The organism is Buchnera aphidicola (Myzocallis carpini) (genome assembly GCF_964059025.1).
In the GTDB taxonomy this organism is placed as follows: Bacteria; Pseudomonadota; Gammaproteobacteria; order Enterobacterales; family Enterobacteriaceae; genus Buchnera_L; species Buchnera_L aphidicola_AK.
In genome coordinates, this window is the sequence record NZ_OZ060376.1 from 235,462 (window position 1) to 259,564 (window position 24,103).

General features: G+C 24.3%; 21 protein-coding genes. 11 read left to right on the forward strand and 10 right to left on the reverse strand.

Features of this window, described 5'->3' with window-relative positions; genetic code table 11:
* Window positions 1–18 precede the first annotated feature (18 nt).
* The 5 genes from AB4W53_RS01055 (at window position 19) to pfkA (ending at window position 5,813) form a co-directional block, all read left to right on the forward strand.
* Entirely contained in the window at window positions 19–252 is a 234-nt protein-coding gene (locus AB4W53_RS01055; protein WP_367671570.1) for a hypothetical protein, read from the forward strand.
* A complete protein-coding gene (locus AB4W53_RS01060) occupies window positions 252–2,744 on the forward strand; it encodes a 2-oxoglutarate dehydrogenase E1 component (RefSeq protein ID WP_367672128.1) in 2,493 nt (830 codons plus the stop codon). The genes AB4W53_RS01055 and AB4W53_RS01060 overlap by 1 nt, the downstream gene beginning before the upstream one ends.
* A 15-nt stretch (window positions 2,745–2,759) precedes the next feature.
* Window positions 2,760–3,920, forward strand: a complete 1,161-nt coding sequence (sucB, locus tag AB4W53_RS01065; protein WP_367671571.1) for a dihydrolipoyllysine-residue succinyltransferase — start codon at window positions 2,760–2,762, stop codon at window positions 3,918–3,920.
* 113 nt (window positions 3,921–4,033) lie between these two features.
* Entirely contained in the window at window positions 4,034–4,741 is a 708-nt protein-coding gene (gene gpmA, locus AB4W53_RS01070) for a 2,3-diphosphoglycerate-dependent phosphoglycerate mutase (protein ID WP_367671573.1), read from the forward strand.
* A 109-nt stretch (window positions 4,742–4,850) separates the two neighbouring features.
* Window positions 4,851–5,813 carry a 6-phosphofructokinase gene (pfkA, locus tag AB4W53_RS01075; RefSeq protein WP_367671575.1) on the forward strand — a complete coding sequence of 321 codons (963 nt, stop codon included), beginning with the start codon at window positions 4,851–4,853 and terminating at the stop codon, window positions 5,811–5,813.
* Window positions 5,814–5,917: 104 nt separating this feature from the next.
* Here the strand turns inward: pfkA and tpiA are convergent, their stop codons facing one another.
* The 6 genes from tpiA to serS all read right to left on the reverse strand — a co-directional run bounded on the left by tpiA (window position 5,918) and on the right by serS (window position 13,194).
* Entirely contained in the window at window positions 5,918–6,679 is a 762-nt protein-coding gene (gene tpiA, locus AB4W53_RS01080) for a triose-phosphate isomerase (protein ID WP_367671577.1), read from the reverse strand.
* 231 nt (window positions 6,680–6,910) lie between these two features.
* The gene (gene rpsA / locus AB4W53_RS01085; protein WP_367671578.1) at window positions 6,911–8,530 is read right to left on the reverse strand and encodes a 30S ribosomal protein S1; all 1,620 of its coding nucleotides are present in this window, start codon (window positions 8,528–8,530) and stop codon (window positions 6,911–6,913) included.
* 104 nt (window positions 8,531–8,634) lie between these two features.
* Window positions 8,635–9,306, reverse strand: coding sequence for a (d)CMP kinase (gene cmk / locus AB4W53_RS01090; protein WP_367671580.1), 672 nt, complete (start codon window positions 9,304–9,306; stop codon window positions 8,635–8,637).
* 83 nt (window positions 9,307–9,389) lie between these two features.
* Window positions 9,390–10,682 (reverse strand): 3-phosphoshikimate 1-carboxyvinyltransferase, encoded by a 1,293-nt coding sequence (gene aroA / locus AB4W53_RS01095; RefSeq protein ID WP_367671581.1) that lies wholly within the window; start codon window positions 10,680–10,682, stop codon window positions 9,390–9,392.
* 74 nt (window positions 10,683–10,756) lie between these two features.
* Entirely contained in the window at window positions 10,757–11,845 is a 1,089-nt protein-coding gene (gene serC / locus AB4W53_RS01100; protein ID WP_367671583.1) for a 3-phosphoserine/phosphohydroxythreonine transaminase, read from the reverse strand.
* Window positions 11,846–11,898: 53 nt separating this feature from the next.
* On the reverse strand, window positions 11,899–13,194 hold the full coding sequence (gene serS / locus AB4W53_RS01105; protein ID WP_367671585.1) for a serine--tRNA ligase: 1,296 nt from the start codon (window positions 13,192–13,194) through the stop codon (window positions 11,899–11,901).
* A gap of 182 nt (window positions 13,195–13,376) precedes the next feature.
* Here serS and trxB point away from each other — a divergent pair, with 182 nt between their 5' ends.
* The 3 genes from trxB to aspS are packed head-to-tail and all read left to right on the forward strand — an operon-like array spanning window position 13,377 to window position 16,327.
* Window positions 13,377–14,351: a thioredoxin-disulfide reductase gene (gene trxB, locus AB4W53_RS01110; RefSeq protein WP_367671587.1), complete on the forward strand. Its 975-nt coding sequence runs from the start codon at window positions 13,377–13,379 to the stop codon at window positions 14,349–14,351.
* A gap of 25 nt (window positions 14,352–14,376) precedes the next feature.
* Window positions 14,377–14,595 carry a translation initiation factor IF-1 gene (infA, locus tag AB4W53_RS01115; RefSeq protein WP_367671588.1) on the forward strand — a complete coding sequence of 73 codons (219 nt, stop codon included), beginning with the start codon at window positions 14,377–14,379 and terminating at the stop codon, window positions 14,593–14,595.
* Between the two features lie 28 nt (window positions 14,596–14,623).
* A complete protein-coding gene (aspS, locus tag AB4W53_RS01120; protein ID WP_367671589.1) occupies window positions 14,624–16,327 on the forward strand; it encodes an aspartate--tRNA ligase in 1,704 nt (567 codons plus the stop codon).
* A 71-nt stretch (window positions 16,328–16,398) separates the two neighbouring features.
* Here the strand turns inward: aspS and AB4W53_RS01125 are convergent, their stop codons facing one another.
* From AB4W53_RS01125 to pyk, 3 genes are all read right to left on the reverse strand, one after another.
* The gene (locus AB4W53_RS01125) at window positions 16,399–17,175 is read right to left on the reverse strand and encodes a metal ABC transporter permease (RefSeq protein ID WP_367671591.1); all 777 of its coding nucleotides are present in this window, start codon (window positions 17,173–17,175) and stop codon (window positions 16,399–16,401) included.
* Between the two features lie 55 nt (window positions 17,176–17,230).
* Window positions 17,231–17,935, reverse strand: a complete 705-nt coding sequence (gene znuC, locus AB4W53_RS01130; RefSeq protein ID WP_367671593.1) for a zinc ABC transporter ATP-binding protein ZnuC — start codon at window positions 17,933–17,935, stop codon at window positions 17,231–17,233.
* 134 nt (window positions 17,936–18,069) lie between these two features.
* A complete protein-coding gene (gene pyk / locus AB4W53_RS01135; RefSeq protein WP_367672130.1) occupies window positions 18,070–19,509 on the reverse strand; it encodes a pyruvate kinase in 1,440 nt (479 codons plus the stop codon).
* Between the two features lie 213 nt (window positions 19,510–19,722).
* Between pyk and zwf the strand changes: the two genes are divergently transcribed.
* From zwf to tsaB, 3 genes are all read left to right on the forward strand, one after another.
* Window positions 19,723–21,162 (forward strand): glucose-6-phosphate dehydrogenase, encoded by a 1,440-nt coding sequence (gene zwf, locus AB4W53_RS01140; protein WP_367671594.1) that lies wholly within the window; start codon window positions 19,723–19,725, stop codon window positions 21,160–21,162.
* A 145-nt stretch (window positions 21,163–21,307) separates the two neighbouring features.
* Window positions 21,308–22,183 carry a protease HtpX gene (htpX, locus tag AB4W53_RS01145; protein ID WP_367671595.1) on the forward strand — a complete coding sequence of 292 codons (876 nt, stop codon included), beginning with the start codon at window positions 21,308–21,310 and terminating at the stop codon, window positions 22,181–22,183.
* Window positions 22,184–22,753: 570 nt separating this feature from the next.
* Entirely contained in the window at window positions 22,754–23,437 is a 684-nt protein-coding gene (gene tsaB, locus AB4W53_RS01150) for a tRNA (adenosine(37)-N6)-threonylcarbamoyltransferase complex dimerization subunit type 1 TsaB (protein ID WP_367671597.1), read from the forward strand.
* 42 nt (window positions 23,438–23,479) lie between these two features.
* Here the strand turns inward: tsaB and leuD are convergent, their stop codons facing one another.
* Window positions 23,480–24,097 (reverse strand): 3-isopropylmalate dehydratase small subunit, encoded by a 618-nt coding sequence (gene leuD / locus AB4W53_RS01155; protein ID WP_367671598.1) that lies wholly within the window; start codon window positions 24,095–24,097, stop codon window positions 23,480–23,482.
* Window positions 24,098–24,103: the final 6 nt, after the last annotated feature.

Genomic DNA, 24,103 nt, shown 5'->3' on the forward strand with positions numbered 1-24,103 from the left:
TAATTCTATGGATATTTTATGCAAAAAGAACTTTTTTTAAATTCCTATCTCAATAAATTGCATTATACCAATCAATTGTATGTAGAAAACATCTACCAAAAATCTTTGCAAGAAAGAAACAACATACCTTTATACTGGAATAATGTTTTTCAAAAAAAAAAATTTTTTCCTGTATGTGAAAAAAATACTAAAAATAATCACTATATTCAAAAAAAAAAAAAAATATACATGATTATATTAATTTTCAAATAATAAATTTTTTCAGAAAATATGGACATCAATATGCAATATTAGATCCATTAGAAATGTTTAATCAACATAAACAATTATCTTTGTTAAAAATATTGAAAATAATATCTATGGAAAATGAAGATAATGAACTTTTTCATATTCAACATTATAATTGCAATCATTCCGATAACATCAATATTTATAATAAATTCAAAAAAATATATTGTGGTCACTTTGGAATAGAATATATGCACGTTGAAAATGTACAAGAACGTACTTGGATACAAAAAAATATAGAGAAACAATCGGATCATTTTCAATTATCAAAAAAAAAACAGAAATATATATTAAAAAATTTAATAAAATCAGAAGTTTTTGAAAAATTTCTTCATACTACATTTACAGGTTCAAAACGTTTTTCGCTAGAAGGAGCAGACATATTAATTCCTATGTTACATCAGATTATAGATTATGCGGCTCATCAATGTTCTTCTAAAATCATAATTGGAATGGCACATCGAGGAAGATTAAATGTATTAGTTAATGTATTAGAAAAATCAATAAATGAATTGTGTTATGAATTTTCTGAACAATATAATATTTATCGTGGTACAGGGGATGCAAAATATCATTCTGGTTTACATAAATTACTTAATATAAATAATAGGAGTATTAGTGTAGAAATACGTCCTAATCCATCACACTTAGAAATTATTAATCCAGTTGTTATGGGATTTTCAAAAGCATATATTGAAACATTGCAAACAAACAATACAAACAATATTTTACCTATTAATATTCATGGTGATGCTGCAATTATTGGTCAGGGAGTCAACCAAGAAGTATTAAATATGTCTCAAACAAATCATTATTCTGTTGGAGGAACATTACATATTGTTATAAATAATCAAATTGCTTTTACAACATCTTCAATAAAAGATCTTAGATCTAGTAGATACTGTACAGATATTGCTAAAATTATACAAGCACCAGTTTTTCATGTTAATTCTGATCATCCTAATGTTGTATTTTTTGTTCTTGATTTAGCATTACAATTTAAATATATATTTCAAAAAGATGTTTTTATTGATTTAGTTTGTTATCGTAGAAATGGACACAATGAATCAGATGAACCCAGCGTGACACAACCTATTATGTATAAAAAAATTAAAAAACATTTTCCTGTTTGTAAAATGTATGCTAAATATTTAGAATCAAAAAATATTATTGATACTCATTTTTTTAATTTTTGGAAATTAAAATACCGTGAAAAAATTAATATATTAAGTAAATTACCGGTTATACAAAAAAATGTTTTTTATAAAAAATTGAAAGATATACCGAATACATATATCTCAAAAAATATAAATTTACAGAATTTATTTATAAAAATGCATAATATTCCATACAGTTTTGAATTACATAATAGAGTATATAAAATATATCAAGATCGTATATACAGGATGAATAAAAAACAATTTCTTGATTGGGGGGGAGCAGAAAATCTTGCTTATGCTAACATATTATATCATGGAATATCATGTAGATTATCCGGAGAAGATGTAGGTAGAGGTACATTTTTTCATCGTCATATTAAAATATATGATCAAAAAAATGGAAATTCTTATATTCCTGTCAATTATTTACACAAATTACAAGGAAAAATGTCTGTTTGTAATTCTGTTCTTTCAGAAGAAGGAGTGTTAGCCTTTGAATATGGATATTCTACAAATTCATATAATACAATAAATATTTGGGAAGCACAGTTTGGTGATTTTTCTAATGGAGCGCAGATTGTTATTGATCAGTTTATTTGTTCAGGAGAACAAAAATGGAATTTAAAATCAAAATTAGTTATGCTATTACCTCATGGATATGAAGGACAAGGACCTGAACATTCTTCTGCTAGAATAGAACGGTTTTTACAACTTTGTGCTCAACATAATATGAGAATTTGTATTCCTTCTACAGCGGCACAAATATATCATATGTTATGTAATCAAGCATTACAAAAGATCATGAAACCATTAATTATCTTTACACCAAAATCTTTATTAAGAAATTCTATGACTTATTCATCATTTATGGAAATAAAAAATAAATATTTCAAAAAAATAATTGATGAAATAGATATTATTAATATTACAAAAATTAAAAAAATCATCTTTTGTTCAGGAAAAATATATTATGACTTATTAAATCAAAGAAGAAAAAAGGAAGATATTCGTGTTATTTTAATTCGTATAGAACAATTATATCCTTTTCCTGTTCACGAAATATTGAAAGTATTACATTTTTATAAAAATATTAAAAATATTGTATGGTGTCAAGAAGAACCAAAAAATCAAGGTTCATGGTACTATATACATCAACAATTTCAAAAATTATCTCCTTTTGATAATTACCTTAGTTATATTGGTCGACCTTCTTCTGCTGCTCCAGCAGTAGGATGTTTTTCTATTCATAAAAAACAACAAAATAAGATTATTGATGATGCATTAAATATTATTTAAGGATATTTTTGATATATGGAAGAAATAAATATTTTAGTTCCAGAACTACCAGAGTCAATTAATACCGCAACAGTTATTAAATGGCATAAAAAAATAGGTGAATATATTCAAGAAGATGAAATTATAGTCGATATTGAAACTGAAAAAGTAATTTTAGAAGTACCATCTAGTATCAATGGCATGTTAATTACAATATTAAAAAATGAAGGTGATATAGTTATTAGTAAGCAAATTTTAGGAAAATTAAAGAATATTGAAAAAGGTAGTATAAAAAAACTCTATCAAGATATTGATAATAATAACCAAAAGAATAAAAAAATTCAAGATATTAATAATCATATCAATATTCATTATAGTCCTTCTCAAAGAAGAGAGATAATAAAAAAAGATACTAATCAAGATCTTTCATCTAACAATAATATCAAAAAAAAAGATATTTCAAAAACAAAATCTATTAAAAATAATATTGTTACAACAAGAAATATAAAAAAAGTTCCAATGACAGTCATTCGTAAAAGAATATCAGAAAGATTACTACAGACCGTAAAAAATACCGCTATGTTAACTACTTTTAATGAAGTTAATATGCAGTCAATTCTTCAAATACGTAATAAATATCGTAATTTTTTTCAAAAAAAATATAATATACGATTAGGTTTAATGTCTTTTTTTATTAAAGCTGTTGTAGAAGCGTTAAAATGTTTTCCTATTATTAATGCTAAAATTGATGATAATCAAATAATATTTTATGAATATTTTGATATTAATATTGCTATTGCGAGCGATAAAGGATTATTAACTCCTCTCTTAAAAGATGTTAACTTAATGTCTATGGCACAAATAGAACAAAAAATTCAATATTTTATCACTGCAGCCAATGCAGAAACAATAACATTAGAAGATTTATTAAGTGGTAATTTTACAATTACTAATGGAGGAGTATTCGGTTCATTATTATCCACCCCAATTATTAATCCACCTCAAACAGCTATTTTAGGTATGCATAAAATTCAAGATCGTGTTATTGTGATTGATAAAAAGATGACAATTGCTCCAATGATGTATTTATCTCTTTCCTATGACCATCGGTTAATAGATGGAAAAGAAGCAATAGGATTTTTAAAAAAAATAAAAAATATTTTAGAAGATTTTTCTAGAATTTTATTAAATATTTAATATTTCACATATTATGTTATAATCTTTTATAACAATATTATAAAATATATACTTTATAATTATTAACAATATTTTCATTTACTATAATGAATATTATATTAAGGATCAAAAAGATGTATAATAAACAATTAATTCTTATTAGACACGGGGAAAGTACATGGAACAAACTCAATCGATTTACTGGATGGACTGATGTAGAACTTTCCAATCAAGGCAAAAAAGAAGCTCAATTATCTGGTCAAATACTTAAGAAAAAAAAAATTAATTTTGATTATTGTTATACTTCTTTATTAAAAAGAGCTATCCATACCTTATGGATTATTTTAAATGAATTAGATCAGGTATGGTTAACAGTAAAAAAAACATGGAGATTAAATGAAAGACATTATGGAAATTTACAAGGATTAAATAAAGATGAAATAGCTACTAAATATGGTGATAAAATAGTAAATCAATGGCGTCGTAGTTTTACTAGTGTTCCTCCCAAAATGAAAAATACTGATAATTGGTCATCTTGTAATGATGAAAGATATAAAAATTTAAAAAATAACGAAATTCCTTCCTCTGAAAGTTTAGAATTAACATTAAATAGAGTGTTACCATTTTGGAAAAATAATATATTACCAAAAATTCAACAAAATAATAGAATTCTAATTGTAGCACATGGAAATTCTTTACGTGCTTTGATGAAATATTTATCCCATTTAAATAATGAAGAAATAATCGATTTACATATTCCAACTGGAGTACCTATTGTATATAATTTAAATAATACCTTATGTACACCAATGAAATATTCATTTTTAAAAAATGATGAATAAATTTTTAAAAAATTTTTAAATATATCATATTTTGAAATTGTTTCAAAATATTTAGAAAATTGTTTTTATTATTGATATTTTAAATTCAATACCTACTTTAAGATATATTATGATTAAAAGAATTGGCATCTTAACAAGTGGTGGTGATGCCCCTGGAATGAATGCTGCTATTAGATCTATAGTACGTACAGGGATAAATAAAAAATTAGAAATATTTGGTATATACGATGGATATTTAGGTTTATATAATAATAGAATATACAAATTAAATTATCATAGCGTTTCTAATATTATTAATAGAGGGGGTACTCTATTAGGATCAGCACGATTTCCGGAATTTTATCAAAAAAACATTAGACTATCAGCAATCCAAAATATTAAAAATAAAAAAATTGATGCTCTTATTATTATTGGAGGAGATGGATCATACATTGGTGCTCAAAAATTAACCGATATGGGTGTTCCATGTATTGGACTGCCTGGAACGATTGACAATGATATTGTTGGAACAGACTATACAATTGGTTATTTTACAGCTTTAGAAACAATTGTAGAGGCTATAGATCGTTTAAGAGATACATCTTCTTCACATCAAAGAATTTCTATAGTAGAAGTTATGGGAAGATCTTGTGGTGATTTAACTTTATCTGCTGCTATAGCTGGAGGTTGTGAGTTTATTATTTTACCTGAAATTCCTTATCAAAAAGAATTATTACTAAAAGAAATACAGATAGGCATGAAAAAAGGGAAAAAACATGCTATTATTGTAATTACAGAATGTATTTGTGATGTTGAAAAATTAGCACAATATATTCAAAAAGAAACTAAAAAAGAAACTAGAGCTACAATATTAGGACATATACAACGAGGTGGTTCTCCAGTAGCCTACGATAGGATATTAGCTTCTAGAATGGGTGCATATGCTATTTCATTAGCATTAAAAGGATATGGCGGAAAATGTATTGGAATTAAAAATGAAAAAATGATTTACCATGATATTTTAACAGCTATTAAAAATAAAAATAAAAATTTTAAATATGAGTGGTTTAAAATTGCTAAAAATCTTTATTAAATATTTGGTGCCGGATTAAATTTCCCGGCGCTTGTAAAATAATATATTCCATTTATTGACTATAAAATTATTACACTTTATGTGATGTGTTTCAAACAATTTACTCAAATAGTATTAGTAATTTTTATAATTTTAATAAACTCATCATATATTAAAGAAGAACCTCCTAATAACACTCCATTAATTTCTGGTTCTTCAAAAAAAAGTTTAATATTTTTTGAAGTGACTGATCCTCCGTATTGTATTATAATTTCATCAGAATTGATATCGCTATGATCACAAATATAACTTCTAAGAAATTTATGAATTTTTTGAATATATTGTATATCTGCAGTTTTTCCAGAACCAATAGCCCAAATTGGTTCATAAGCAATTATGGAATTTCGAAAAGCATATTTTCCCATAAGATTTAAAATAATATTAATTTGCTTTTTACAGATATCATAAGTTTGGCAAAGTTGTTTTTCTTTGAAAGTTTCTCCCACGCACAATATAGGAATCATATTATATTTTTTGATAATTTGAAATTTTTGTGCAATATATTTATTTGTTTCATTATGAAACATTCTACGTTCAGAATGCCCAATAATTACGTATTTTATACCAATATCTTGTAACATTTTTATAGAAATTTCTCCCGTAAAAGCACCAGAAATATTTATATCAACATTTTGTGCACCAAGGAAAAATTTTGTGTTTTTAATTTCATTTTTAATATTATTAGAATATACGACAGGAGGTACAAAAATAATATTATTTACAATGGGGTATATTAAAAAATATTTCTTTAATTTAGTGATAAAATTATATATTGTATTATTATTTCCATTTAATTTCCAATTACTTACAATAGTAAAATTTTTCATATATTCCTTATTTTTTAAGAAACTAAGTTACTAGATAAAAAATATAGTACTTAGTCTCTGAGTAATGTGATATATTAGAGAATATATTGCATAGTTTATAAGAATACTTCTATCATACTATATTTTTAGATAATAATTTATAATTAATATAGTAATTCTAATATAGGAATAATAATGTGAAAAAATTTTATATACTATATAAGTATATTAAAAATATAAAATATTAAAAATTTAATGATAATATTTAAAAAATGTATGATTTTGAAATTTTTCTAAAAATATTGATTGTCCCTTGTGTTCTTTTGTATAATTTTTATGTATATTAAGGTAAATAATCCTATTTTTTCTATCAAATTTATTAAATTTACAAGTAATAAAATCATTAATATGAAGATTAGGGTTGATATTGTTGGTATCAATAATACCATTCACATCAACTGCTAAATGAACATTAATAATATTCTTTTCTATTGATACCACTTTTCCTGGAACAATATCGTCTTTTTTATATTCTTGAATATATTTACTAAATGTATCTTCTTGTAATTGTTTAATTCCTAAGGAAATTCTTTCTCGTTCAGAGTCTACTTGTAATACTACTGCAGATATTTTATTACCTTTTTTATATTTACTTAGTATTTTTTCGTTTAAAATACCCCATGAAATATCTGATAAATGTACTAAACCATCTATTCCTCCTTTTAATCCAATAAAAATACCAAAGTCGGTAATAGATTTTATTTTACCTTCTACATGTACACCTTTTTTATGTGATTTTGCAAATAAAATCCATGGATTTATTTGACATTGTTTAATACCTAAAGAAATTCTTCTTCTTTCTGCATCTATATCCAATACCATAACTTGTACTGTATCTAAAAGATTAACAACTTTTGATGGATGAATATTTTTATTTGTCCAATCCATTTCTGAAATATGTACAAGTCCTTCTACACCTTCTTCTATTTCTACAAAACATCCATAGTCTGTTAAGTTAGTTACTTTACCGTATGCTTTTGTACCTTCTGGATATCGATCTAAAATAGAATTCCAAGGATCTTCACTTAATTGTTTTAATCCAAGAGATACTCTAGTTTTTTCTCTATCAAATTTTAATACTTTAACATTAATTTCATCACCAATATTAACAACATCACTAGGATGTTTCACTCTTTTCCATGCCATATCTGTTATGTGTAACAATCCATCTACTCCACCTAAATCAACAAATGCACCATAATCGGTTAAATTTTTTATTATCCCTTTTATTGTGACGCCTTCTTGTATATTTGATAATAATGTATTTCTTTCGGTACTAGTCTCATATTCAATAACTGCTTTTCTAGAAACAACAACATTATTTCTTTTTTGATCAAGTTTAATAACTTTAAATTCTAATTCTTTTCCTTCTAAATGTCCTGTATCTTTTATAGGTCTAATATCAACTAGTGAACCAGGTAAAAAAGCACGTAAATTATTTAATTCAACAGTAAATCCTCCTTTTACTCTTCCAGTAATAACACCGACAACAGTTTTAGAGGTTTCATGTGCACATTCTAACTTCATCCATTCTGCATATTTTTTTGCCTTTTCTCTAGATAAAATGGTTTCCCCAAATCCATCTTCTATAGCATCTAGTGTAACATCGATATGATCACCAATATCAATTTCTATTTTTCCTAATTTATTTTTAAATTGTTCAATTGGAACATATGATTCAGATTTTAACCCCGAATCAATTAATACAAATTCTTTTTGAATATCTACTACTATTCCGGAAATAATAGATCCAGTTTTCGTACTAATTGTTTTTAAAGATTCTTGAAATAATTGAGCAAAGGATTCATTCATATAAATAATTAATAATAATATAGTTGAACAACTATTTAACATCATGTTAAATAGGGTTATTAGTATTTTCTATAATCATCCTAATTATAGAGCGACTGAAACTTTTAAATAAGAATTTTATTAATACAATTAATAGTATATTGTATTACTTCTGTAATATTCATATTACTAGAATCTAATATAATAGCATTATTTGCTGGTACTAACGGAGAATTTTTTCTATTTTTATCACGTTCATCTCTTTTTTTCATGTGCAATAATGTAGTTTTAAAGTCACTTTTTATACCTTGATTTTGAAATTCTTGCATTCTACGGTAGACTCTATTTTTTAAGTCTGCTTTTAAAAAAAATTTTATTTTTGCATCGGGAAATACCATTGTTCCCATATCTCTACCATCAGCAACTAATCCTGGATATCTACGAAATAATCTTTGTTTTAATAATAGTTTTTCTCTTATATAAGCATTTTTTGCTATTTTAGAAGAAAGATGAGTGACTTCTTTTGATACAATGTAGCGATACGAAAAATTTTTATTGATAATATTACATATCATTCCATTCTCATAAATAAAATATTTTTCTAAATCTTTTAATACATGAATTATTTTTTTTTTTTCAAAAAAAAATTTTTTTTTTAATAATAAACATGCAAATATTCTATATATCATTCCCGATTCTAAAGTATACCATTTTAAATAGTTTGCAAGTGATTTTGACAATGTACTTTTACCAGATCCACTGGGTCCATCTATTGTAATAACAGGAGGTAGTTGCATAACTTATAATGCTCTTGTAAAATTTATATTATTTATTATTTGTAATATAGGGTATTATTAAGATAATATTTTATATAAAATTTTTATGGATTAAAAAAACTAATTTTGTACAATTCTGTAAAATAATTTGGAAAAGTTTTTGCAACACATTTGGGGTTTATAATACTCACTGGTTGGTTAGATAATGCAATTAAAGAAAAACACATAGCTATTCTATGATCATTATAAGTATCAATTTTAACATGTACAAATTTTTTTGGAGGGATAATTTTAATAGAATCTCTTTTTTCTTCAACTATGGCTCCTACTTTTCGTAATTCAGTAGTCATAGCATGTAATCTATCTGTTTCTTTTACTCTCCAATTATATATATTTTTTATTTTTGTGATACTACCATCAGTAAATAATGCAAGCATTGCAATAGTCATTGCAGTATCGGGAATATCATTTGCATCTAAAATAATGCCCTGTAAGTGATTTTTGAAACATTCTACATAATTCTTTCCCCAAAAAATTTTTGCACCCATATTTTCTAAAATATCAATAAATTTAATATCACCTTGTATACTATTTTTATGAATTCCAGTAACACGTACTGATTTACCTTTAATAGCTGCTGCAGCAAGAAAATAAGATGCAGAAGAAGCATCTCCTTCAATATGATATTCTCCAGGGGAAGAATATTTTTGGTTGCCTTGAATGTAAAAATTTTTGTATTGATCATTCTTAATTGTAATTCCAAAACTTTTCATAATACTGAGTGTAATATCAATATATGGTCTAGATACTAATTCTCCATCAACAACAATGTGAGTATCTATTTTCGATAAAGGTGCAGATATTAATAAAGCAGTCAAAAATTGACTAGAAATATTACTTTTAACAAGAATTTTACCTCCTGAAAATCCTCCTTTAATTAATATTGGGAAATAATTTTTTTTTTTAATATATTGAATAATTGCTCCACCTTGCTTTAATGCATCAATTAGGTCTTTAATAGGTCTTTCTTGCATTCTATCATCTCCAGTAACCACTATTTCTCGATTTTGTGATGATAATATAGCTGTTAATGGACGTATTGCAGTACCTGCATTTCCTAAAAACAAAGAAGATGTATTATGTATATTTAATTTTCCAGAACATCCCTGAATGATACAGGTTGTATTATTATCTTTGAGAGTAAAATGAATTCCTAATTTTTTTAATGCATGTAACATATAATAAATATCATCACTATTTAATAAATTTTTCAGCAATGTAGTCCCGCAAGACATTGCTGCTATTAATAAAGATCGATTTGAAATACTTTTAGATCCTGGTAATACTACATTACCATGTACATATGATATTGGATTTAAAGTTAATATATCATTCATATTATATTTCCTAAAATTAAATACAAATCTTAAAACCATGGGAATAATTTTGACTTTTCAAATCACATATCTTACTAACCAAATTTTTTCTCAAAATATGTCATAAATTCAGTCAGTTGATATATTCCCTCTATTGGCATCGCATTATAAGTAGATGCACGAAATCCTCCTATTACTTTATGTCCTTTTAAAAATTTTAATCCTCTTAAATGAGCTTCTTGTACAAATAAATTATCTAATTTATGATCATATATATTAAATGTAATATTCATGTCAGATCTATTATTAACATGAATATTATTATTATAAAATTCACTACTATCAATTTTTTGATATAATAATTTTGATTTTTTTTTATTTATTTTTTCAAAGTATTTGATACCACCTTTTTTTTGCATCCATTCCAGAACTAAACTTGATACATACCAAGAAAAAGTAACAGGGGTATTAAACATTGATTGAGAAAAAAAATTTTTTTTATAATCTAAAATAGAGGGTAAAAAAGGATTATTTTTTGTTAATAAATTTTTTTTTATAATAACAACAGTCATACCTGCAGGACCAATGTTTTTTTGTGCACTAGCATATATTAAGTCGTATTTATTAATATCAATACTACGGGATAATAAATAAGAAGAAAAATCTCCTATAATAATTTTATTTTCAAAATTGGGTTCTTCATGTATTGCAATACCTTCAATAGTTTCATTAGGACAATAATGCATATAAATTGATTTTTTATTTATTTTCCAATTTTTCATTTCTAAAATATATTTTGTACTATTTTCCATTTTTTGAACATTAATATTGTCTACTAAGCAATATTTTTTTGCTTCTAACATAGATTGTTGTGACCAATAACCACTATTAATATAATCTGCAGAATCTTTCGAAGATAATAAATTCATAGGAATAGCAGAGAACTGACCTCTTGCTCCTCCCTGCAAAAATAAAACAGCATATTGATCTGATATATTTAGTAAATCTCTTAAGCTATTTTCTAAATTGTTAACAATTACTGAAAACTCTCTACTGCGATGGCTAATTTCTATAACAGAAGTTCCAATATTATTCCAATTTAAAAAATCTTTTTTTATATCTTTTAAAACTTCTCTAGGTAATATAGCAGGTCCAGCACTAAAATTATATGTTTGTGTATTCATATTTTTATTTCAAGTATGTTATATATATATCGTTAATACGATATATATAATAATTAATGAATAAATTTTATACCTTTCATATATTTTTGACACAATATTTCTGGTATTTCGATTTTTCCATCAGCATGTTGATAATTTTCTAGAATAGCAGCTAATGTTCTTCCAATAGCTAATCCTGAACCATTAATTGTATGTAATAATTTTTTTTTGTGTATACTATTTTGAAAATATTTTGCATTTATTCGTCTTGCTTGAAAATCTAACATATTAGAACAAGAAGAAATTTCCTGATAGTTATTTTTAGAAGGCAACCAAACTTCTAAATCATATGTTTTAGCAGAAGCAAAACTAGTATCTCCAGTGCATAATAAAGTTTTTCTATAAGGTAGTTTTAATAACCTTAATATTCTTTCTGCATGAAATGTAATCATTTCTAAGCTAATCATAGAAAATTCAGAACAATGTACTTGAAAAATTTCCACTTTATCAAATTGATGCATTCTAAGCAATCCTCTTGTATTGCTCCCATAAGATAAATTTTCAGCACGAAAACAAGGAGAATATGCAGTTAACATAATTGGTAAATCATTTTCATTAATAACTTTATTTTTAAAAAAATTTGTTAATGGAACTTCTGCAGTTGGTATCAAAATATATTTATTATTATTTTTATTTTTATGCATCGTAGACACATAAAACAATTCTTTTTCAAATTTTGGTAGTTGCCCTGCACCATACATGCTATTGTAATTTACCAAATAAGGTACATATATTTCTAAATAACCATGCTCTGTAGTATGTACATCTAACATAAACTGTCCTAGTGCTCGATATAATAATGCCATTTTATCTTTCATTACTACAAAACGAGAACTAGAAATTTCATTTGCAGAAAACCAATCAAATCCATTGATTTGCTTTCCTAATTCGACGTGATCTTTAATTTGAAAATTATATTTTTTAATTTTTCCCCAATAAGAGATATTTTTATTTTCAGAACAATTTTTACCAATAGGTACAGAATCATCAGGAATATTTGGTATAGATAATAAAAATTTTTTTATTTTTTTTTGTATAGATTTTAATTCTATGTTTTTACTAATTAAAATCTTTTTAATCTTGATCACTTTATCAGTAACTTCTGAGTATGGTTTTTGAGAATTTTTTAATTCTCCAATTAACTTAGATAAAGAATTATATTTAGATCGTAAATGTTCTGTTTCGATTTGTAATTTTTTACGATCATTTTCTATTGATAAAAATAATTCAGTATTTAAAATAAATCCTTTATTTTTTAATTTCTTAGCAACTTTGTCATATTCGTATCGTAATACATTTATATCAATCATATGTATCTACTTTCTAATTAGTTATATTATAATAATATATAATAATCAATGTTATACAACTTTTTAAATATCATGAAAATAAAATTTTATATATACAGTATAATACTATATAATGTATAAAATAAATACTATATTTAATATTCATACTATATACTATATTTTCAATCAATTCGAGCACATTTATGTTACATAAAATACAGAGTAAAAATGAAAAATTAATTATCATTGGATCAGGTCCGGCAGGTTACACAGCAGCGATATATGCTGCAAGAGCAAATTTACAACCAATATTAATTACTGGTTTACAAAAAGGAGGCCAATTAATTCAAACAAACCAAATTGAAAATTGGCCCGGAAAATTTAAAAAAACAACCGGTATAGAATTAATGGATAGTCTCGAAAAACATGCTTCGAAATTACATACAACAATTATTTCAGATCAAGTTTTAGATATAAAAATTTTTAAAAATATTTTTCAAATACAGTGCGAAGAAAAAGAATATACTAGTCATTCTATTATTATAGCTACAGGATCATCACCACGTTATTTGGGTTTAGAAAACGAACAAAAATTTCTTGGTAAGGGTATATCAACATGTGCCACTTGTGATGGTTTTTTTTATAAAAATCAAGATGTTGCTGTTGTGGGTGGTGGAAATACAGCTATTGAAGAATCTTTATATTTATCAAATATTGTTAATGTAGTACATTTAGTACATCGCAATAAAATATTTAAAGCAGAAAAAATTTTGATAAATAGATTATATGAAAAAATTCATTCAGGAAATATTGTATTGCATACAGATTATATTATTAAAAGAATTATAGTTAATCACCAGAGAGTTGTAAAAATCAAACTTCTCTCTAATAATACTACTAAAAATACAAAAGAAATACCTATTTCAGGTTTATTTATTGCTATCGGAAGCCTTCCAAACACAAAAATATTTAAAAATATAATAGAAATGAAAAAAGGATATATTAAAACACAAAAAACAATAGAAAATTATACAACACAAACAAATGTACCAGGAATTTTTGCCGCTGGAGATGTTGTAGATTATATTTATAAACAAGCTATAACATCTGCTGCTAGTGGATGTATGGCTGCATTAGATGCAGAAAAATATTTAAATACATTAAATTTACAAAATTAATATCCATATTTTTTAGAGGTATTTTATGATAAAAGAAAAGAATATCGAAATGCAAGGAAGTATTATCAATACATTACCTAATACAATGTTTAAAGTGCAACTTGAAAATGGACATATCATAACAGCACATATATCAGGAAAAATGAGAAAAAACTATATTCGTATTTTAACTGGTGATAAAGTAACAGTAGAATTAACACCATATGATTTAACTAAGGGACGTATTATTTTTAGAAGTAGATAAAATTTTATAAAATATATAGGAGTTAAATATGCGTACAAAATATTGTGGAGATATTCATTTCTCAGATCTTAATAAAAAAGTTATTTTATGTGGTTGGGTCGTATGCAAAAGAAATTTTGGTAATTTTATTTTTATTGATATGAGAGATTACACAGGAATCATACAAATATTTTGTAAAAATAACAATACTTCTGATTTTCACAATGCAAGAAAATTAAAAAATGAATTTTGCATTCAAGTAACAGGAATTGTGGCAGAACGAGCACAAAAAAATAAAAATAAAACTATTAAAACTGGAGAATTAGAAATAATTTCTGAAAAAATTATAATTTTAAATTCTGCAATTCCTTTACCTCTGAACATTCACAATATTGATGATGATAAAATACGATTCAAATATCGTTATTTAGATTTACGAAGATCGAAAATGTTTAAAAATTTAAAAATTAGAAATGATATTATTGATATTATCAGAATATTTATGAAAAAAAATAATTTTTTAAATATTGATACTCCAATTTTAACAAAATCCACTCCAGAAGGAGCAAAAGATTACTTAATTTCTAGTAGAATACATAAAGAAAAATACTATGCATTACCACAATCACCACAATTATTTAAACAATTATTAATGATTTCTGGAATAGATAGATATTACCAAATTGCAAAATGTTTTAGAGACGAAGATTTAAGATCTGATCGACAACCAGAATTTACACAAATTGATGTAGAAGCCGCTTTTGTAGATGGAAATACCATTCAAAAGATTATAGAATCTATGGTCATGATATTATGGGAAAAAATACTGCATATTCAATTAAAAAAATTTCCAGTAATATCTTTTCAAGATGCTATAAACACATATGGATCGGATAAACCTGATCTTCGTAACCCATTAAAATTTATTTCTATACCGAATAATACCATAGATTATTATCATGATAATATAAAAAATATAAAAACATTAGCATTAGTAATTCCTAATGGTACGAAATTATTCAATCAAAATACAATAAATACTTGTAATCACTTTATTGAAACATCTAAAAATATTGATTATATGTATATTTGTGTTGAAAATATAAAATTAAAAAAATATAATTTTATTCCTGCCAATAAAATCATTAAAATCAAAAATATGATTCATATAATTAATCTTGTAAATGCAAAAGATCAAGATATTATATATATACTTTCTGGAAAAAAAGATGTTATTTATAAAATCTTAACACCATTAAGAATGATATTTGGAAAAGCAGTAAATATTATAACAAAAAATTCTTGGAAACCAGTTTGGATTATCAATTTTCCATTATTTAAAAAAAATAATACTCATTCTTTATCATCTACACATCATCCATTTACTGCACCTAAAAATACTACTATTCAAGAATTACAATCAAAGCCAGAATCTATTATTTCTAGTGCCTATGATTTAGTGATTAATGGAAATGAAATAGGAGGGGGTTCAGTGCGTATTCATGATAAAAAAACGCAAGAAACTGTATTTAAAATATTAGGTATATTGAATAGTAAAAATAAAAATACATTAAAATTCTTTATTAATGCATTACAATATGGAACACCACCACATGCAGGCATTGCATTAGGATTAGATAGAATTGCCATGCTATTAACAAATAGTAAAAATATTAAAGATGTTATTGCATTTCCAAAAACAAATTCTGCACAATGTCTTATGACAGGTTCTCCAACAAAAATAACATACTAAATAATCTAATAAGATCATATATTCTAAATATTTTCATAACTTTATGAACTGATAGAATATGAAATTTCTTATTAAATCAATAAACTAATAAAAAAACAAATGGATTCTATTAATATAATTATAGGACTGACTGGTACCATACAAGTCATGGAAAACAATATTCCAAGAGTAATCGATAATATATTCATTACAATAGATAAAATAACTATCTTAATAGGAGAATAAGAAAATTTTTGTACAGTTGCTGGAGGAATTATTAATAATGCAGTAATTAGTAAAGCACCAACAATTTTTGTAGATACTCCAATTAATATTGCAGTTGTAATCATGAAAATTAATCGTATTTTAAAAATATTAATACCATGAATTTGAGATAATTCTATACTAATAATACTAGATATTAAAGATCTCCAAATAAAAAATATTATTACAGCAATTATAATACTAATTATTAATATAATACTAATATCAGAATTTTTTAATAATAATAAATCTCCAAATAAATATTTTGTTAAATCATTGTTTTTATTTTTATCAATCACATTTAAAATCATCATTCCAAGTGATAAAGAACTGTACGTAATCACTCCTAAAATTGTATCTAATGGTAAACTAGAAAAATTTTCTATACAAGTAATTAAAATACTGAGAATTACAACTACAAATAATACTGTATAAAATATATTAATGTGTAATAATAATGAAAGTGCAATGCCTAGTAAAGAAGTGTGTGACAATGTATTTCCAAAAGAAGACATACGACGCCAAACAATAAATGATCCTAAGAATCCACAAGAAAAAGATAATAAAATACCAACTATCCAACTCAAAAAAAAATTTTTACACATATAATAATAACTCTTTAAAATTCATAAGAATCTTATGAAATAGGATATTTGAATATTATAATGTATGGTGATGACGATATAATGCTAATTCCTGTAATATATTATTTCCAAACATAGAAATAAATTCATAACTTTTAGTAACATTTTCTGGAGTACCAGAGCAACAGATACGTTTATTTAAACAAATCACTTCATCTGTACGTGCCATAACTATATTTAAATCATGAGATACCATAAAAATAGAACAAAATAATTCTTTTTTTAATTGATGTATTAATTTATAAAAAATCATTTGCCCAACGATATCTATTCCCTGTGTAGGTTCATCTAATACTAATAACTGCGGGGAGTTTAGTAATGCTTGTGCTAATAATATTTTTTGTATTTCTCCTCCAGATAATTTTTTTAATTGTACATTTTGTAAATGTTCTGCATTAACTCTTTTTAAAGATTTTTGAATTTTATATTCATTAACTGTTTGAAATAATTGCATAAATTGATTTACTGATATAGGTAATGAAGTATTAAAATTTAATTTTTGAGGAACATATCCAACTCTTAAATTGGGAGAACGTATTACAAGACCTTGATCTGGAGTTATCAATCCTAAAATTGTACGTACTAAAGTAGATTTTCCTGCTCCATTAGGTCCAATTAAAGTAATAATACGATTTGATGTTAAAGACAATGAAATATTAGATAATATACTACGATTACATATTTTAATAAAAACATTTTTAACTTTAATGAGTGTTTTCATATTTATAATTTTAATATCAATTACCTATAATAATTTATGCAATTTAATAAATTGATCTGAAAATTATAGTAAAAATTTTTAATAAAGATATATACATTATATAAATAATATCATGACATAGTAAGTAACTATTATTATATTTTTAATACTCTATGAACATTTGTTTGCCCTGGTTGTCCCATAATATCTCCTTGAGTAATAATTACAGTATCTCCTACAACTACTAAATGTTGTTTTAAAAGTAATAAAATAGCTTCTCGGGCTACTTGCAATCCCTTATTTTGACTATTAAAATATACAGGTATAACACCTCTATATAAAGCTACTAAACTTAATACATTTTGATGTTTGGACAAAGCAAAAATTGGTAAACCAGAAGTGATTCGAGATGTTAATAATGCACTATGTCCAGATTCTGTAATTGTGATAATTGCAGTAGCATCTTTTAAGTGATTAGCAGTATACATAGCAGACATTGTTACTGATTCTTCTATATTATCAAATTGTACATCTAATCTGTGTTTAGATACATTAATACTTGGTACTTTTTCTGCTCCTTTACATATATCTGACATTTTTCGTACTGTTTCAAAAGGATATTTCCCAGTTGCTGTTTCAGCAGATAACATGACTGCATCAGTTCCATCCAGAACAGCATTAGCAACATCCATCACCTCTGCTCGAGTTGGATAGGGATTATTAATCATAGATTCCATCATTTGTGTTGCTGTAATAACAACACGATTTAATTGTCTAGAATATTTAATCAGTTGTTTTTGTACACCAATTAATTCAGAATCTCCAATTTCTATGCCTAAATCTCCCCTTGCAACCATAACAATATCTGCAGCTAATATAATACTTTTCATAACATTAATATCTTCTACGACTTCTGCTCTTTCAATTTTTGCAATAATTTTTGCTAAACTTCCTGATGCTCTCGCTAACTTTCTTGTCATAATTAAATCTTCAGGATACCTTGGAAATGAAACTGCTAAATAATCAACACCAATATTTGATGCAATAACAATATCACTTTTATCTTTATCAGTTAGTGAGTCTGCAGATAGCCCGCCTCCTAATTTATTAATTCCTTTATTGTCTGATAAATGTCCTCCGATAATCACTTGGGTAATAATTTGTTTATTATATACTTTAACAACTTTTAATTGTATTTTCCCATCATCTAATAATAAAGTGTCTCCAACATTAATATCATATATTACCTTTTTATAATTAATGCCAACTGCCATTTCATTTCCTGCATGATTATCTAATTCTAAATCTAGTATAAATATATTTCCTGGAAGAAGAAAAACATGATTTTTTTTAAAACTTGCAATACGAATTTTTGGTCCTTGTAAATCTCCTAAAATAGCTACATGATAACCTATTTTTTTAATTATTCTATATGCATGATATGCTCTACTTTCATGTTCTTCTTGTTTTCCATGAGAAAAATTTAAACGTAGCACATTTGCACCAGATAAAATAACTTTTTCAAGATTATCACCTTTATCTGTTGAAGGACCTAAAGTAATCACTATTTTTGTTCTTCGTATTCTCTCCTTGATCATGTAGTGACCTCATTTATAAATAATATAAAATAAATAATAATTATATTATATATACAATAAAATATTATATAAAGCATTTTAAAATATATTTTAAAATATTTATTATGATATAATAAATAATAATTTTTATATTTATTCACATTCATTAATTTTTAAAAATGATATTAAGTTTATATTATAATATTTTAAAATAAAAACTGTAATAAAAATATGAATCATAAAAATATGCAATCATATAATTTAGTTATTTTTGGTGCAAAAGGTGATTTATCTTGCAGAAAATTAATACCTGCGCTATATCAATTAGAAAAAAAAAAATTATTACATTATGATACACGTATTATTGGTGTTGGAAGAGCGAATTGGAAAAAAAATGATTATATTAAACAAACTATACAGTCATTGAATATGTTTAGTACTGAAAAAATCCAAGAAAAGTATTGGAATACATTTAAAGATCGTTTATATTTTTGTAATTTAGATGTATCTAATACCAATAATTTTGAAAATTTAAAAAATCTTTTATCTCAAAAATTAAATAAAAATATTTATTATTTTGCTATGCCTCCTCATACCTTTGGAAATATTTGTAAAGGACTTGGTAGTGTTCAACTGAATGACCTCAACAATAGAATTATTGTAGAAAAACCAATAGGAACATCTTTACAATCTTCTCAAAATATTCATAATCAGTTAAGTACTTATTTTCAAGAAAAACAAATATTTAGAATTGATCATTATTTGGGTAAAGAAACCATTTTAAATTTATTAAATTTTCGTTTTTCAAATCCATTATTTTATAATAATTGGAATTGTCATACTATTGAATACATTGAAATTATTATAGCTGAAAAAGTTGGCATTGAAGGAAGGTGGGAATATTTCGATAAAGTGGGGCAAACAAAAGACATGATACAAAACCATTTATTACAAATATTAAGTTTAATTGCTATGTCTCCACCAAAAAAAATAAATGTTCAAAGTATTAAAAATGAAAAAATTAAAGTATTGCAAGCACTACGTGCTATAGATGCTAATAATATTCATGAAAATACTATTATAGGGCAATATTCTTCTGGTATGATCGACGGAAAATTAGTACCTGGTTATATTGAAGAAAATCCATTGAAACAAAAAAGTAATACAGAAACATTTTCTGAAATTAAAGCATACATTGATAATGATGTGTGGAAAAATGTTCCATTTTATTTAAGAACCGGTAAAAGATTATTCAAAAAATATTCTGAAATTATTATACATTTTAAATGTATACCTAATAACATTTTCAACTGTAGTATAAGTCATCAATACCACAATAAGTTAAAAATACGATTACAACCTCATGAAGGAATAGAAATTAGTTTTTTAAATAAAATTCCAGATTTAAATTCTAAATATATATTACAAGAACAAAAACTAGATTTTTCATATCGAAAAAGTTTTAAAAATATAGATATTGTAGATGCATACGAAAGATTATTATTAGAAAGTATGAAAAATGATCCATCATTATTTGTTTCAAAAGAAGAAATTGAAGCATCTTGGAAATGGATCGATAGTATTATAAATGCATGGAAAAAAAATAATATTCAACCAATTTTGTATCCTGCGGGAACATTAGGACCTAAATTAAGTCGTAATAATAATTAATAATATTTTATAAAATATATAAAATAATATTTTTAATCTTATTTTTATAAAAAATAAATATACAATTATAATATATGAAAAATTTATATTTTGTAATATATAACAATCATGATATAAATATTTGCTAATAAGGAAAAGTAATTATATGGTACGCGTTATTTTATTTTTATTAACTAATTTATCTGTAATGTTTATATTTGGTACAGTATTGTTTTTAACAGGTATAAAGTCTAACAGTATAAAATCTTTAATGATTTTATCAGGTATTGTAGGATTTAGTGGCTCGATTACTTCAGTATTATTATCAAAATGGTCAGCTTTAAAATCTGTTCGTGCAAAAATTATTAATTCTCCTAGTAATTTAAAAGAAGCTTGGATTGTAGAAGCAGTAAGATATCAATGTAGTTTAATAGGTATTAAAATGCCAGACATTGCTATCTACGAAACTAATGAAGTAAATGCTTTTGCTAGTGGATATAGTAAAAATAATGCAGTTCTTGCGCTATCTAGTGGATTATTAAAAAAAATGAATCGAGAAAATATTCAAGCAGTTATTGCGCATGAATTAAGTCATATTGTTAATGGTGATATGGTTACTTTAGCTTTACTACAAGGTGTAATTAATACATTTGTATTTTTTATCTCAAGTTTAATTTCTCGATCTGTTATGCATTTATTGTATAATTATAGAAGATCTAATTATGTTAGATACTATGGATTTTTTGTAAATTATGTGATATCTATGATTTTACAAGCTTTCTTCGGATTAATAGCAAGTATTATTGTTATGGCATTTTCTAGATATAGAGAATTTCGTGCTGATGCTGATGGTGCTAAAATTGTGGGATCAAAAAGAATGATTAATTTATTAATACGTTTTAAAGAACTAACCGATCCGGAACCAATGCAAGCAATGGCAACATATTGTATTCATGGAGAAACAAAAAGTGTATACAATTTGTTTTCATCACATCCACCTATTAAAGATAGAATTAACGCATTAAAAAAAAATGCATTATAGTAATATAACATTATATTAAATATATTGGTATATTTAAAATAATATATTACACATGTAAAATGTAAATAATTTTTCATTTTAAACAATACAATCATCAATAATGATGATTGATGTTAAAAAATTATTGATATAGTCAATATTAATATAATATTTCGATTATACATATTTTGGATATAACAATATCTATAAATTTTTGAATAAAAATAAAACACCATGAAAATAGAAAATTGTATAATCTTTACTACATATTAACACTGTATATGTATTTGATTTTTATTAATTATGTTACTGCTATTAAATAATTATTTTTATTATACAATAGCGGTAGCATAATTAATACTCTATATAATATTTTTATGAAATTAATAATATATTTTGTATAAAGAGTAATAAATAATATTATGATGAAGAGAATATACGTAAAATATACAACTAATCATTCTTGAAATTTTTCATAACATAATAAATATAACATTTTTTAAAAAATTATCATGTTAGAGAAATATATTGACAAAAAAATATAAAATTATAAAATTATATAATATTTATGTATTATTAAGAATACAATATATGTACAAAAAAATTTTATCTATTGATACTTCTTGTAATCACATTTCAATTGCAATATTATATAATCACCATTTTGATGAAGAAATTGCAATTTGTAACAATAATCATGAAAAAAAAATTTTAAAAATCTTACATATTATTTTAAAAAGAAATAAGATTAGAATAAAAAACTTTGAAATTATTGCATTTTCTAATGGTCCAGGAAATTTTACTAGTATACGATTAGCAGCAGGCATTACACAAGGTTTATCGATTCCATATAATACTCCAATTATAGGAATTTCTACACTCAAAGTATTAGCAGAACAAGCATGGAGAATTAAGAAAATTAAAAAAGTTATTGTTTGTTTTGCAACAAATAATAATAATTTTTATTATTGGGCAAAATATAAAAAAAATTCTATGAACATGTGGGTGGGTAAAAATACAGAATCTATGATACATATTAACAAAATATATCAAAAAATTAATTATTTAACAGAATTATGGTATATTATTGGATTAAATATGGATATTTTTAAAAAAATAAAAAACAATTTTTTAAAATTTATAGATATTACTATACCATATGCTCGAGATTTAATTTCATTAACTTTAATGTCTAAAAATATCAAAAATCACAAATTACAAAAAATCCATGTTAATTATTTAAATACTCCTAAATATCGTAAAAGTATAAATTAAACTATATATTATAAAATATATAGTTTATTTAAAAATCCAATACTACTTATTTAAAAAATTCGGTATTTTTTTTTCATATTGAGTAATATGTTTCTTATATTGCAAGGTGATATCAATATTGTCTACACCATTTAATAAACAAGAACGATAAAAATCATCAATCTGAAAAGAATATTTGTGATTTTCAATAGTTATATAGTTGTAATATAAATTTATTGTAGCAAGAATACCAGGTTTTTTTTTAATTATTTCAAATATATTATTTATATTATCAATAGATAATATAATTAATAAAAGATTATTATTAAAACTATTACTATAAAAAATATCCGAAAAACTTGCAGCAATGATAGCTCTAAAACCATAATCCAATAAAGCCCAAACAGCATGTTCTCTAGAAGAACCACAACCAAAATTCTCTCTAGATAATAATATACTGGACTTTTGATAAGTCGGATTATTTAATACAAAATTTTTATTTGGACACTCTATATTACCTTCTAAAAATCTCCAATTATAAAATAAATCATTTGCAAAACCAGTTCTTTCAATTTTTTGTAAAAATTGTTTTGGTATAATAGCATCTGTATCGACATTTGAAAAATTTAATGGAGCAATAATACCTGTATGACTAATAAATTTTTTCACTTTGTACTCCATATTATA

What these genes read in the sequence shown, in the direction of transcription:
- AB4W53_RS01055 (WP_367671570.1), top strand. Translation starts at nt 19, where the DNA reads ATGCAAAAAGAACTTTTTTTAAATTCCTATCTCAATAAATTGCATTAT.
- sucB (WP_367671571.1), top strand. Translation starts at nt 2,760, where the DNA reads ATGGAAGAAATAAATATTTTAGTTCCAGAACTACCAGAGTCAATTAAT.
- gpmA (WP_367671573.1), top strand. Translation starts at nt 4,034, where the DNA reads ATGTATAATAAACAATTAATTCTTATTAGACACGGGGAAAGTACATGG.
- pfkA (WP_367671575.1), top strand. Translation starts at nt 4,851, where the DNA reads ATGATTAAAAGAATTGGCATCTTAACAAGTGGTGGTGATGCCCCTGGA.
- tpiA (WP_367671577.1), bottom strand. Translation starts at nt 6,679, where the DNA reads ATGAAAAATTTTACTATTGTAAGTAATTGGAAATTAAATGGAAATAAT.
- rpsA (WP_367671578.1), bottom strand. Translation starts at nt 8,530, where the DNA reads ATGAATGAATCCTTTGCTCAATTATTTCAAGAATCTTTAAAAACAATT.
- cmk (WP_367671580.1), bottom strand. Translation starts at nt 9,306, where the DNA reads ATGCAACTACCTCCTGTTATTACAATAGATGGACCCAGTGGATCTGGT.
- aroA (WP_367671581.1), bottom strand. Translation starts at nt 10,682, where the DNA reads ATGAATGATATATTAACTTTAAATCCAATATCATATGTACATGGTAAT.
- serC (WP_367671583.1), bottom strand. Translation starts at nt 11,845, where the DNA reads ATGAATACACAAACATATAATTTTAGTGCTGGACCTGCTATATTACCT.
- serS (WP_367671585.1), bottom strand. Translation starts at nt 13,194, where the DNA reads ATGATTGATATAAATGTATTACGATACGAATATGACAAAGTTGCTAAG.
- trxB (WP_367671587.1), top strand. Translation starts at nt 13,377, where the DNA reads ATGTTACATAAAATACAGAGTAAAAATGAAAAATTAATTATCATTGGA.
- infA (WP_367671588.1), top strand. Translation starts at nt 14,377, where the DNA reads ATGATAAAAGAAAAGAATATCGAAATGCAAGGAAGTATTATCAATACA.
- aspS (WP_367671589.1), top strand. Translation starts at nt 14,624, where the DNA reads ATGCGTACAAAATATTGTGGAGATATTCATTTCTCAGATCTTAATAAA.
- AB4W53_RS01125 (WP_367671591.1), bottom strand. Translation starts at nt 17,175, where the DNA reads ATGTGTAAAAATTTTTTTTTGAGTTGGATAGTTGGTATTTTATTATCT.
- znuC (WP_367671593.1), bottom strand. Translation starts at nt 17,935, where the DNA reads ATGAAAACACTCATTAAAGTTAAAAATGTTTTTATTAAAATATGTAAT.
- zwf (WP_367671594.1), top strand. Translation starts at nt 19,723, where the DNA reads ATGAATCATAAAAATATGCAATCATATAATTTAGTTATTTTTGGTGCA.
- htpX (WP_367671595.1), top strand. Translation starts at nt 21,308, where the DNA reads ATGGTACGCGTTATTTTATTTTTATTAACTAATTTATCTGTAATGTTT.
- tsaB (WP_367671597.1), top strand. Translation starts at nt 22,754, where the DNA reads ATGTACAAAAAAATTTTATCTATTGATACTTCTTGTAATCACATTTCA.
- leuD (WP_367671598.1), bottom strand. Translation starts at nt 24,097, where the DNA reads ATGGAGTACAAAGTGAAAAAATTTATTAGTCATACAGGTATTATTGCT.